The sequence below is a fragment of the Mitsuokella sp. oral taxon 131 str. W9106 genome (assembly GCF_000469545.1).
GTDB lineage: Bacteria > Bacillota > Negativicutes > Selenomonadales > Selenomonadaceae > AWVT01.
Map to the genome: position 1 here is coordinate 29,745 of NZ_KI273056.1, position 11,846 is coordinate 41,590.

The window sequence follows — 11,846 nt, forward strand, 5'->3', positions numbered from 1 at the left end:
TATCTTTATTCGGATCAGCGAAACAGGCGCGAGATTCTTCTCACGCCTGTTTCTCATAGTCGCCGATGGGATGCCGCATATACGCTTTCCTTCGTCTCGTCTTCATGCGATTCGGCAGGCTCTGGATGAATGATGACGTCGAACGTGCCAAACTCCGCGCGGATCCTTTTCTCCAGCTCATCACAGATCGCATGCACCCGCGCGAGGGGCATCGTGCCGTCAAAGAGCACGTGGACGTCGAGCAATTTGTAGGAGCCCGAACGGCGCGTGCGCAGGCAGTGGCAGTCTCGCACCTCCGGCACGCTCTCGATGAGGAACATAATGCGCGCTTCCGTTTCGAGCGGCAGGCTCGCGTCCGTAAGCTCCATCACCGACGCGCGCACCATGCGCCAGCCCGCGCGGAAGATAATGCCGGCGACGAAAATCGCGATGACGGGGTCAAGCCACGCCCAGCCCGTCATCCGCATGAGCACGAGGCCCAGAAGCACGCCGACCGACGTCCAAATATCGGATTGGAGGTGCAGTCCGTCGGCTTCGAGCGCCTGTGATCCCGTCCGCTTTGCGACGGCAATCAGGCGGCGTGAGACAAGGAAATTGACGGCAATCGAGAAGAGCATGATGGCGATGCCGTATTCGAGGAACTCCGGCACGGCCATCTCGTCGAATTTGTCCACGGCTTCATAGAGGATGCCGAGCGCCGCCGCGACAATCAGCACGGCCTCAATGGCCGCCGAGAGGTTCTCAAACTTGCCGTGCCCGTAGTCGTGCTCGAGATCGGGCGGCACGGTGGACTTTCGCACCGCCCAAAAGGCGATGAGCGCAGCGACGAGATCGACGCCTGAGTGCAGCGCCTCCGAGACGAGACTGACGGCGCCGACGGAAAATCCGACGATGAGTTTCAAGAGGACAAGCACCGTATTCGAGCCGATCGAAAGCCATGCTGTGCGCTTCTTCAGCACATCGTTTTCCGTCATGGGAAATCCTCCTTTTACGGGCGTTTCGCCTGCATGATGAAGTCGACGATTTCCTTCATCGGCGAGTTCGCCCCATAGCGGCGGGGCAGCTCGACTGCCGCACTCGTCTCGATGGTTTCCTTCGTGTCGTATGCCTGCACTTCGGACGCCATGATGCGGTACGTCGACTTCGCGGGCTCGAATTTCATCGCGTAGAGGTAGCGGCGATTGTCATCGGCGCGCACGACGGCAATGCGCGCGCAGACGTATGTGACAGGCGTATCGCCCTCTTTCGTATTCTCGTAGGAAATCGAGTCCGTGTCGACGTAGTATCCCGTCGAACCATTCGCGTCGACGAACTGCATGTCCTCCGCAAGACACACCCCCGACATAAAAAACAATGCCATGGCGACGAGGCAGGCGCCATTTCGAATCACGTTCCATTTCATTTTCATCCATCTCCTAAAAAACAAGGCAGGCGGAGCCATCCTGCTGCGGCATTTATCTAGTTATTATACGTCGCGCGAAGAGGCGCGTCAAGGTTCCTCCTCCCATGCAAAACGCCGGCCTCCCAAAATGGGAAGCCGGCGTAACATGCCAGCGAATCGCAGGCCATGGTCAATGGTCAATGGTCGAAGATGTTCCTGAGTGCCTGCTTGTTGACATCGCGGTTGAGCTGCGCGAGATACGTCGTGAGCTTGATGTTCTTGGGGCAGACCTCGACGCAGTTTTGGCTGTTGCCGCAGCTCGTAATGCCACCCTTTTCCATGAGCGCATTGAGCCGGATCGGCGCATCGTACTTGCCGAGCGGATGCAGGTTGAAAAGATATGCCTGCACCGTCGGCGCAGGGCCGATGAAGTCGGACTGCGGACCGACGTTCGGGCATGCCTCAAGGCAGCAGCCGCACGTCATGCAGTGCGAGATCTCGTAAGCCGTCTGCGCCGTGTACGGGTTCTGCCCCGGCGCGTCCTTGCTGTCCCACGACCCATCGACTGCGACCCAGCCATGGATGCGCTTGAGACTCTCAAACATGACGGAGCGGTCAATGAGGAGATCGCGGATGACGGGGAACGTGCGGGCCGGCGCGAGATGGATCGGCTGGTCGAGCTTGTCGACGAGCGAGCAGCATGCCTGACGTGCCTTGCCGTTGATGACCATCATGCAGGCGCCGCAGACCTTCTCGAGGCAGTTGCACTCCCAAACGACCGGAGCGACGGTCTTGCCGTCGACGGTGACGGGGTTCTTCTGGATTTCCATCAGGGCTGCGACGACGTTCAGCCCCGGACGATAGTCGACATCGAATTCCTGCGTGTACGGCTTATCGTTTGGGCCGTCCTGCCGCTCGATGACGAAACGAACTTTCTTCTGTTCTGCCATTTTCTTATCCTCCCTCTTATCTCTTATTCTTTCTTCGCTACGGCGTAGTTGCGCAGGCGAGGCTTGATAAGAGAGTGATCAAACTCGCGGTAGGTGACTTCCGGCTCTTCCGTTTCCTTGTTGAAGGAGACGATGGTGGTCTTCATGAAGCGTGCGTCATCACGCGGCATGAAGACGAGGTCGCCGTTTTCGTCGAGCTTGCGCTCGCCGTTCTCAAGGACGATCTTCGCATGCGCGCCGCGCGACTCGTCGCGCAGCAGCGCCGCCTTCGTGATCGCCATCGCGTAGATGATCATGTTGCGGAGCTGGCGGACGAACATCGCTTCCTGGTTCGCCCACGTGCCGTGATCCGTGACACCGATCGAATCCCAGCGCCTCAGGATGCCCTTGAGCTCCTTGAGGCACTCGGCCAGTCCGTTGTTGTCGCGCTCGACTGAGACGTACTTGTACATGATGTCGCCAAGCTCATGGTGCAGGCGGTGCGCATTTTCCGTGCCGTTCATCGCACGGATGCGGTCGAATTCCTCGGCGCACTCCTTGCGCGCCGCCTCCATCTCCTCCGGCGTGAGCGCATCGCCGAGCTCGCCGGAACGTGCGAGGCGCAGGCTCTCAGGGCCGGCGACGACGCCCGAATACGTTGCCGAAAGCAGCGAGTTCGCGCCGAGGCGGTTTGCGCCGTGGTACTGGTAATCGCACTCGCCGGCTGCCATGAGGCCAGGGATGTTCGTATGATGCTTCGTATCGACCCAGATGCCGCCCATCGAGTAGTGAATCGACGGAAAGATCTCCATCGGGACCTTGCGCGGATCTTCGCCGACGAAGTCGTCGTACATCTCCAAGATGCCGCCGAGCTTGCGCTCGAGGTAGTCGGCTGGGATATGCGAGAGATCGAGGTAGACGCGGTTCGGGTTCTTCATGCCGAGCCCCATGTGGACGACGACCTTGTAGATCGCACGCGATGCGACGTCACGCGGAACGAGGTTGCCGTATGCAGGGTACATATCCTCAAGGAAATACCAGCGCTCCTTCTCGCCCGTCTGCGGGTTCTTGCGGTAGACCCAGACGCGTCCGCCCTCGCCGCGGCAAGCCTCGCTCATCAGGCGGTTCTTGTCCGAGCCCGGGATAGCCGTCGGATGGATCTGCAGGAACTCCGGGTTGCCGATCTCAGCGCCCTGCTGGTACGCGGAGCTGACCGCCGAGCCGTTGCAGATCGTCGAGGCCGTGCAGCGGCCGTAGACCTGGCCGGGGCCGCCCGTCGCGAGAATGACGACGTCCGCGGCAAAAGCCTTGATCTCATTCGAGTTCATGTTCTGCGCGACGATGCCGCGGCAGATCCCCTGCTTGTTCTTGATGATCTTGATGAATTCCCAAAACTCATATTTTTTGACCGTGCCCTTCGTCTCCCAGCGGCGAACCTGCTCGTCGAGTGCATAGAGGAGCTGCTGCCCCGTCGTCGAGCCGGCAAATACCGTGCGCTTGTTCTTCTGCCCGCCGAAGTTGCGGAGGTCGAGCGTTCCCTCAGACGTGCGCGTGAAAGGGACGCCCATGCGGTCAAACATCTTGACGAGCTTCGGCGCCATCTCGACCATGCCTTTGACCGCTCCCTGGTCGGCGAGGAAGTCGCCGCCGTAAACCGTGTCGTCGAAGTGCTCGTAGATCGAGTCGTGCTCGCCTTTCGTATCCATGCAGGCATTCATGCCGCCCTGTGCGCAAAGCGAATGCGAACGCTTGACGGGGCAGTAGGAGAAGAGGTCGACGGAACTGCCGTCCTCACAGATCTTGAGCGTGGCCATGAGGCCTGCGAGACCGCCGCCCACGATAATGATTTTTGCTGGTTTTTTAGCCATTGCTATGCTCCTTTTCTCGCCTTAAATGAAGTAGCTGCCCATGAATACGAGCGTCACGAGGCAGAGAACGGCGCAAAGGCACATGCTCAGCACGTTGATGACGCTTTGAACGCGCGGGCCCTTTGCGATGCCCCACGTCATGCAGAACGTCGTGATGCCGTTCGTGAAGTGGAAGATCGCGGCGAACATGCCAAGGATGTAGAGCACCGTGAACACGGGATGCGACGTGAAGTACGTCTGCAGGAGCTCATAGGAAATCGGCGTTCCCGTGATGCCCTTGACGAAGATGCGCAGGTAGAAGACGTGCCAAAGAAGAAATACGACGAGATACCATGCCGTCCAGCGCTGCAGCGCGAACTGCCAGTTGCGGACGTAGCCGTAATGCGACGGATTGTTCTTCGCCTGAAGCGCGATGTAGATGCCGTAGATGGCATGGAATAGGAGCGGTACGCCGATGCAGGTGACCTCGATCGCGACGAAGATCGGATGCGGGATCAGCTCCATCATCGCGAGTGCGCCGTTCAGCGCCTTCGGCCCGCCAATGGCCATGGAGTTCGTGAAGATGTGCTCGAAGAGCACCAGCCCCAGCGCCAGGAGACCTACGAGGGAATGCAGGCGGCGCAGGTAAAAAGTAGTATGAAACATGCTAAACCTCCTATCGGTAAGGTAGATTCTGAAGGAATCAATATCCCTTCAGCGTGCGATACTTCTTTTGATTCTCCTCGTAGAGATTGCTGCCCTCCGAGTCGATGACGACGATGGCAGGGAAGTCCTCGACCGTCAGGCGGGCGACGGCCTCAGGGCCGAGCTCTGGGTAGGCGAGCACCTCGTACTTCTTGACCGACTTCGCGATGAGCGCCGCCGCGCCGCCGACCGCAGCGAAATACGTGACGCCGTTCTTCTTCATGGATTCGACGACTTCCTTCGAACGTGAGCCCTTTCCGATCATGCCCTTGATGCCCTGCTCCAGCATCGTCGGCGTGTAGGCGTCCATGCGGCCGGACGTCGTCGGGCCGCAGGAGCCGATCGGGTCGCCGGGCTTTGCGGGCGTCGGGCCGAGATAATAGACCATCTGGTTGTGCCAGTCGACGGGGAGCTTCTCGCCCTTGGCGAGCGCCTCGCACATGCGCTTGTGCGCTGCGTCGCGCGCCGCGATGATCTCGCCCGAGATAAGGACGTTGTCGCCGATCCTGAGCTTGCGGCTCATTTCCTCCGTAAAAGGCGTATGGATGCGAATTGGTTCTGCCATGATATTCCCTCCTACCTGCAATCAAAGTGTGCGCGTAGCGTGGCGCATCGCATGGCAGCAGATCGTCACGGCAACGGGAAGGCCGGCGATATGCGTCGGCCCCCACTCGATGTTGACGGCGAGCGCGGACGTCGTGCCGCCGAGCTGCGGTCCGATGCCCGTCTCATTGATGAGCGTCAAAAGCTCCCCTTCGAGCTTCGCGTACGCAGGCATCGGATTGCGCTCGTCAATGGAGCGCGTGAGCGCCTTCTTCGAGAGGAGCGCCGCGCGGTCCATCGTGCCGCCGATGCCGATGCCGACGACCATCGGCGGGCAGGGATTCATGCTCGCATGGAGGATGATCTCCATGACCGCCTTCTTGACGCCCTCGACGCCGTCCGCCGGGACGAGCATCTTGACGCCCGACTTGTTCTCCGAGCCGAAGCCTTTCGGCGCAATCGTGATCTTGAGCTTGTCCCCCGGCACGATTTCCGTGTAGATGACGCCCGGCGTGTTGTTCGTCGTATTCACGCGGTTGAAGAGCGGCTCGCCGACAACGGACTTCCGAAGGTAGCCTTCCGTGTAGCCCTTTGCGATGCCGTCGTTGATGGCATCCTCGAAATTGCCGCCCGTGATGTGGAGGTCCTGCCCGACCTCGGCAAACACGATCGTCATGCCCGTGTCCTGACAGTATGGACGGTCTTCCGCACGCGCGATCTCCGCGTTCTTGATGATCTGATCGAGAACCGCCTGCCCGACCGAAGACTTCTCCGTCTCACGGCCGCGCTTCAGAGCGTTGTACACATCCTTCGGCAAGTAGTACGCCGCTTCCTTGCACATCTGCGCTACGGCTTCCGTGATTTGTTTTGCGTCTAGCTCTCGCAAAATGAATCCCTCCTATAAATTTGACTTATCGTGTGATGTATGCCCATCATAGCATAAAGCGATACCGCATTCAAGCGCGAAAAGCGACGGACAATTCATAAGAATTATGAACCCCGTTCACCTTTTCACAAAGCCAAAAGGCATTTACACGTGACCCGAATCACACTGACTCACTGTATTATTTTGCTGTCCAAAAAAAAAATCCTGCTTTTTTACAGGACTTTTTTAATCTTTCTTTGGCTGCGCGAAACCATTTTGCCGGTTCCACCGATCCATCCATGCATCATCCTATGCATCATCGCGGCTCAAACCGAATGAGCTGAACGCCGGGCGCATTTCCTTCCGTGAGCTCCATCGTCATGAACGATCCCTCCATCGCGTCGCGCGGGCGCGCGACGCTGCCAGGGTTCAGGACGAGCACGCCGTCCATCATGCAGTTCTCAGCGCAGTGCGTATGGCCGTAGACGGCGATGTCCGCACCCGCCTGCCGCGCCGCCTTCGCGAACCGTTCCCGTCCGTACTGCACGCCGTAGGTATGGCCGTGTGCGAGCAGGATGCGATGCCCCGCGAGCGCGACGAGTTCCTCGTCCTTCACGCGCGGGCTCGGCCAATCGCCGTTGCCCGCGACGCAGTAGACGGGGACGCCCGCGAGCCTTGCGAGAGCGTCTGCATCGGGCGCGAAGTCGCCCGCGTGAAGCCAGACCGCTACGCCTTTTGCCGCGGGGTGCGCGAGCATGGCCTCGACCGCGCCCATGCTGCCGTGGCTGTCGCTTACGATTCCGATTTTCACAGGCTGATCCCCCCCGCGAGAAACTCCTGCAGTTTCATGACCATGAGGCGGAGCGCCGCGCCGCGATGGCTGATGCGGATCTTCTCCCCGATGACGAGCTCCGCCATCGAGCGTCCCATGCAGGCGTCCGGATAGAAGTACGGGTCGTAGCCGAAGCCGCCCGTGCCGCGCCTCGCGCGGCGCACAACGCCCTCGCACGAGCCGAGTGTCTGAAACGCCTCGCCATCCGGCGTGCAGACAGCGAGCGCGCAGCGGTACGCAGCGCGCGACTCGGGAAGCCCGCGCCGCGCGAGCTCCTCGCAGAGCTTCGCGTTGTTCGCCGCGTCGTCGCCGTGCGCGCCCGCATAGCGCGCCGAGTAGATGCCAGGCGCGCCGCCGAGTGCCTCGACCTCAAGCCCGCTGTCGTCCGCCATGCAGATGCAGCCCGTCCGCTTTTCGTAAAATGCCGCCTTGGCTTTCGCATTTTCGAGAAACGTCTTGCCGTCCTCGACCGCGTCCGGCAGATCGCCGAACGCGCGGAGCGAGACGACTTCGACGGGCAGGTGCGAGAGCGCCTCGCGCATCTCGCCGACCTTGCCCTCGTTCTTCGTTGCGATCACGATCTTTTCCATCCTCAGCCCTCTCTTCCCACGAGCCATACGAGCTGCCCGCCGAGCACATCCTTCTGATAGGAAATGAGTTCGCGGCAGCCTTTTTCGCCAAGTTCCAAGAGCTTTCCGAGCTCTGCACGCGAGAACGGGCGGCCTTCACCCGTGCCCTGCACTTCGACGAAGCGGCCGTCGCCTGCCATGACGACGTTCATGTCGACGATCGCCTTTGCGTCTTCCTCGTAGTCGAGATCGAGAATCGCCGTACCGGCCGCCGCAATGCCGACGCTGATGGCCGAGAGGAAATCCCGGACGGGGAAGACGCCGCCCTTCTTGTAAAATGTCGAGCATGCCTCGACGAGCGCAACAAAGGCCCCTGTGACCGAAGCCGTGCGCGTGCCGCCGTCCGCTTGGATCACGTCGCAGTCGATGAGAATCGTGCGCTCGCCGAGCGCGCGTAGGTCGACGACGGAGCGCAGGCTGCGTCCGATGAGGCGCTCGATTTCCTGCGTGCGCCCCGACTGGCGTCCGCGCACGGCTTCGCGTGCCGTGCGCGTGCCCGTCGCGCTCGGGATGAGCGCATACTCCGCCGCGATCCAGCCCTCACCCGTGCCGCGCAAAAAGTACGGCACGCGCTCCTCGACCGTCGCGGCGCAGATGACCTTCGTGCTGCCCGTCTCAATGAGCACCGAGCCGGCGGGACCGTTCTGAAAATGGCGCTGGATCCGGCAAGGACGCTTTGCGTCCTCAGCGCGATGATAGGTTCTCGTCATTTGAATATTATGCCTGCTTTTCCTGATACTGGCGATAGTGTTTCAATATGCAGATCGGCGTCTTTTGGCTCGCGTTGCCGAACGGATTGTCGAGGAGGAGCTTTGCCGCGAGCGCGCCGTCCGTCCCCTCCGTCACGCCGACGACGCGGCTGCGCTTCAAGTCATTGACGTCGGCGATCATCGCGCCGAAGCAGCCAAGGCGTTCGCGGACGCGAAGGGCGACTTCGTCCGGCTCATCCGGGCCGTAGACGATGCACTTGTCGAACGGTGGCATCGTGCCCGTCACGTCGTCGATGAGCGCCGCCTGCTCGCCGCCCCACTTGTAGAAGAGCCCGCTCTTCCCGATGAGCTTGCCCAAAAAGCCCGCGGCGAGCGCAAACACGACGCGCCACTTGCCCGCGACGTCCATGAGCGACTGCATGCCGTGCGGCGAGGCGAGGCTGCCGTAGTCGGGGATAAAGCGGCAGCAGTACTGCGCAACGCCCGAAATCGCAAGTTCCTCAGGGCGCACATAGCGCCCCTGCGTGATCGCGACGACGCTCTCTGCGAAGCAGATGAGGTCATCGGGACCGATCTTGCCTTTCGTGTAGTGCTCGATCGCATCGACGATGTCGTCCTTTTCCGTCAGGATGCGCGTCGGCACGGGAATGCGTTCGATTTCTTTCGTCTCTTCCATCTTCTGCCCCTCCCCTCAGTCTTTTGCCAGCGTGACGCCCGCGAGCCGCGCAAGTTCGTCCGCCGTGAGCTCGAGCCGCACCTTGCGGTAATGGCACGGCATGCGCCCCGTCTCGAGCCAGATGAAGTCGATGCCGAAATCGACGGCATGGGCAACCGCATCTGCAAGCGTGCGTCCGCCGCGCGGACGGAGTTCGATCTTCGCATAGACCGTCAGCTTGTCCTCGTCGTGCGCATCGCCTTTTTTCTGCACGATGACTGCCTCGAAGTAGTCGTCCTCGCGCGCCTTCCCCTCGCACTCCGCCTTGCCGCGCACGGAAAGCCCCGCATACTGCTCGTACGGGAGCTGCGGGCGCACGATGGCGTCCATGAGCGTCGCGCATGACGTGCCTTCGTTATGGAAGAAAAGCGGTTTCGACAGCACGATGTGATCCGCTGTCTTTTCCTCGACCGTGAACGGCGCATCGATGCCGACGCGCACGTCCTCTTTGCCGCAGAAGTGAAGCAATAGCCTGCCGATGACGAAAACGGCAAGGACAATGGCAAGCATGATATGGATGACCGTCATGATAAATCCCCCTATTCGTCCGCTTCTGTCTCAAGCCAGTCCGACTCGTCCTCCATGGCGAGCGCGAGCTTCGTGTAGTATTTCGCCGGCAGGCGGCAGATCTTGCCCGTGTCCCGGTGCGTGAAGACGTTCTGCGTGAAGCCGCGCACCATGAGCGTACCCGTCGCCTTGTTGAAGACGCGGTAGGTGAACGCCATCTTCGCCTTCGTGAGCTGGCTGCCGCGCGTCTCGATGCAGACCGTGTCATCGAACCGCCCCGGTGCGAGGTAGCGCGCCCGCACTTCCGTAATCGGGAAGACGTAGCCGTCCTCCATGAGATCTTCGAGCGTGATGCCATACTTGCGGAGATATTCGACGCGCCCTTCCTCAAACCAGCGGATGTAATTCGCATGATGGACGACTGCCATCGCGTCCGTATCGTAAAAACTCACATGGTGTTCCGTGATGATGGGCAAGAAAAACGCCTCCTTTGCGTCGATAAGACTCAGCAGTCTTAGCCTAGACCAAAAGAGAGGCAAAGTCAAGCCCGCCCCGTCATCCCTAAGACATTCCGTTTGCAAAAGTTCCGAGGGAAAGTTCCGCCAAACGGGGCGAACGCCATGATAGCTGTCCCGCCCGAAATGAACGAGGCGGCTATCATGGTGTTTTCTATAAATACGCCTCGAACCGCGCCATATCGAGCACCTTGATGCGTTTGCCGCTGACGGCGAGCAAGCCCTCCCGCTGCATGGCGCCGAGCTCGCGCGAGAGCGAGGGGCGCGTGACGGCAAGGTAGGCAGCGAGGTACTCGCGCGTCGCCATAAGCATGGCCGTACCGTCCGGCTTCATGATCTGAAAAAGGAACCGCACGATCTTCTCGCGCAGCGAGCCGCTCGCGAGCACCTTGATGCGCCCGTGCATGAAGTACGCCTTCTTCGCAAAGATGCGCATGAGATTGCGCTGGACGAGGAGCGCGCTGCGCGTCATGCCGGCGTTGTCGATCGTGAAGTAATCGCTCGCGATCATGAGCACATCGCTCGCCTCTACCGCCTCGACGTAAATATCGTACGGCTGTCCGAGGACGTTGTAGACCTCGCCGAACATATCGCCCGGCTCGCTTACCTCCGAGATGAAGATGCGCCTGCCCGAAACGGTATCCTTGAGGATATGCACTTCGCCCTTCAGGTGGATGTAAAGGTATTTCGGCATATCGCCGTCGTAAAATAGGATCTCGCCGCGACTGTAGTGCTGCCGATGTACCTTGCTCGACGCGAGCAGCTCCTCGATCTCCTCGTCCGTCATGCCCGCTGTAAGCATGCTGCACCGCAGGATCTCGCAGGCGGATGCTTCCATCGCTTCAGCGCAGCCGCATGGCTTCCGCTGCGTCATGGCCGTGCCTCGATGACACCGCGCCGCACGAGGCGCTCGTAGATGCCGTCCGCCTCATTTGAAGCCGTGCGCCCCGTCACGCGCTTGTCATCCGCCAAATGGGCTCCATCCCTATCGGAAAACACAATCCGCACCGCCATAACGTGCTCCCTTTCCCAAGAAGACGCACCGCCATAGACACAGGCGGTGCGTCTTCCGTTATCCTTCTACGCGAATCTTCTCAATCCCGACGACGTACATCGTATGGTAGTCGTCATCATACCACTTCTCGTCGCACGACTTGTCGAGGAAGCAATCGGACTGGAGCGCCTGTGCGTAGAGCTTCCGGCACTCCATCGTCACGCGTGCCTCGGCAAACGTCGTGTAGCCGTTCTCGTGGCGGACGGTAAGCCCGGATTTTGCAAGCTTGTCCTCGTCACGCCCCGACACCGTGCCGAAATAGCGCATCATCTTGCGGTGTTCCTCCGTAAACACGGAAAGCGTGAGCTTATCCGCCCGATCGATAAACTCCTTCGTGTAGCGCGTCGGACGGATGAAGATAAACGCGACATTCTTGCCCCAGAGCACGCCCATGCCGCCCCAAGACACCGTCATCGCATTCGCCTTGCCATCCGCCTCCGCCGCGACGAGCATCCACTCCTTGCCGATCACTTTGAACGGGCTTTCCGCAAACGCTTCTGCCGCGATTTCCTTTGCCATTTTTATCCTCCTTTTCTTACGATAAGTTTAGGAAGCACGGATACCTTCCGCCGTGCCATCTTGACGCATCTTTTTGGCCGCACTTCGGCGGAAAC

At 60.3% G+C, this 11,846-nt stretch carries 16 protein-coding genes; all 16 read right to left on the minus strand.

Going from position 1 to position 11,846, the window contains the following annotated elements; genetic code table 11:
• Positions 1-53 precede the first annotated feature (53 nt).
• The 16 genes from HMPREF1985_RS02890 to HMPREF1985_RS02960 all read right to left on the minus strand — a co-directional run bounded on the left by HMPREF1985_RS02890 (position 54) and on the right by HMPREF1985_RS02960 (position 11,751).
• Positions 54-974, minus strand: coding sequence for a cation diffusion facilitator family transporter (locus HMPREF1985_RS02890; protein WP_021770955.1), 921 nt, complete (start codon positions 972-974; stop codon positions 54-56).
• Between the two features lie 14 nt (positions 975-988).
• A complete protein-coding gene (locus tag HMPREF1985_RS02895) occupies positions 989-1,402 on the minus strand; it encodes a hypothetical protein (RefSeq protein WP_051349043.1) in 414 nt (137 codons plus the stop codon).
• Between the two features lie 176 nt (positions 1,403-1,578).
• Positions 1,579-2,331 (minus strand): succinate dehydrogenase iron-sulfur subunit, encoded by a 753-nt coding sequence (gene sdhB, locus HMPREF1985_RS02900; RefSeq protein ID WP_021770957.1) that lies wholly within the window; start codon positions 2,329-2,331, stop codon positions 1,579-1,581.
• A gap of 23 nt (positions 2,332-2,354) precedes the next feature.
• The gene (gene sdhA, locus HMPREF1985_RS02905) at positions 2,355-4,178 is read right to left on the minus strand and encodes a succinate dehydrogenase flavoprotein subunit (protein ID WP_021770958.1); all 1,824 of its coding nucleotides are present in this window, start codon (positions 4,176-4,178) and stop codon (positions 2,355-2,357) included.
• Positions 4,179-4,199: 21 nt separating this feature from the next.
• Complete coding sequence (locus tag HMPREF1985_RS02910; RefSeq protein ID WP_021770959.1) at positions 4,200-4,823, minus strand: succinate dehydrogenase cytochrome B subunit, b558 family; 624 nt, start codon at positions 4,821-4,823, stop codon at positions 4,200-4,202.
• Between the two features lie 37 nt (positions 4,824-4,860).
• Entirely contained in the window at positions 4,861-5,427 is a 567-nt protein-coding gene (locus HMPREF1985_RS02915; protein ID WP_021770960.1) for a Fe-S-containing hydro-lyase, read from the minus strand.
• A 21-nt stretch (positions 5,428-5,448) separates the two neighbouring features.
• A complete protein-coding gene (locus HMPREF1985_RS02920; RefSeq protein WP_021770961.1) occupies positions 5,449-6,291 on the minus strand; it encodes a fumarate hydratase in 843 nt (280 codons plus the stop codon).
• Positions 6,292-6,586: 295 nt separating this feature from the next.
• Positions 6,587-7,081 carry a metallophosphoesterase family protein gene (locus HMPREF1985_RS02925; protein ID WP_021770963.1) on the minus strand — a complete coding sequence of 165 codons (495 nt, stop codon included), beginning with the start codon at positions 7,079-7,081 and terminating at the stop codon, positions 6,587-6,589.
• Positions 7,078-7,692: an RdgB/HAM1 family non-canonical purine NTP pyrophosphatase gene (rdgB, locus tag HMPREF1985_RS02930; protein WP_040636876.1), complete on the minus strand. Its 615-nt coding sequence runs from the start codon at positions 7,690-7,692 to the stop codon at positions 7,078-7,080. The genes HMPREF1985_RS02925 and rdgB overlap by 4 nt, the downstream gene beginning before the upstream one ends.
• 2 nt (positions 7,693-7,694) lie before the next feature.
• On the minus strand, positions 7,695-8,441 hold the full coding sequence (gene rph / locus HMPREF1985_RS02935) for a ribonuclease PH (RefSeq protein ID WP_021770965.1): 747 nt from the start codon (positions 8,439-8,441) through the stop codon (positions 7,695-7,697).
• 7 nt (positions 8,442-8,448) lie between these two features.
• On the minus strand, positions 8,449-9,117 hold the full coding sequence (locus HMPREF1985_RS02940) for a coenzyme F420-0:L-glutamate ligase (RefSeq protein WP_021770966.1): 669 nt from the start codon (positions 9,115-9,117) through the stop codon (positions 8,449-8,451).
• 15 nt (positions 9,118-9,132) lie between these two features.
• A complete protein-coding gene (locus tag HMPREF1985_RS02945; protein WP_021770967.1) occupies positions 9,133-9,684 on the minus strand; it encodes a hypothetical protein in 552 nt (183 codons plus the stop codon).
• 11 nt (positions 9,685-9,695) lie between these two features.
• Entirely contained in the window at positions 9,696-10,139 is a 444-nt protein-coding gene (locus tag HMPREF1985_RS02950) for an acyl-CoA thioesterase (RefSeq protein ID WP_040636878.1), read from the minus strand.
• Positions 10,140-10,332: 193 nt separating this feature from the next.
• Positions 10,333-11,052 carry a Crp/Fnr family transcriptional regulator gene (locus HMPREF1985_RS02955; RefSeq protein ID WP_021770969.1) on the minus strand — a complete coding sequence of 240 codons (720 nt, stop codon included), beginning with the start codon at positions 11,050-11,052 and terminating at the stop codon, positions 10,333-10,335.
• Complete coding sequence (locus HMPREF1985_RS11265; protein ID WP_021770970.1) at positions 11,049-11,192, minus strand: hypothetical protein; 144 nt, start codon at positions 11,190-11,192, stop codon at positions 11,049-11,051. Before HMPREF1985_RS11265 ends, HMPREF1985_RS02955 begins: the two co-directional genes overlap by 4 nt.
• A gap of 58 nt (positions 11,193-11,250) precedes the next feature.
• The gene (locus HMPREF1985_RS02960) at positions 11,251-11,751 is read right to left on the minus strand and encodes a flavin reductase family protein (protein ID WP_021770971.1); all 501 of its coding nucleotides are present in this window, start codon (positions 11,749-11,751) and stop codon (positions 11,251-11,253) included.
• Positions 11,752-11,846: the final 95 nt, after the last annotated feature.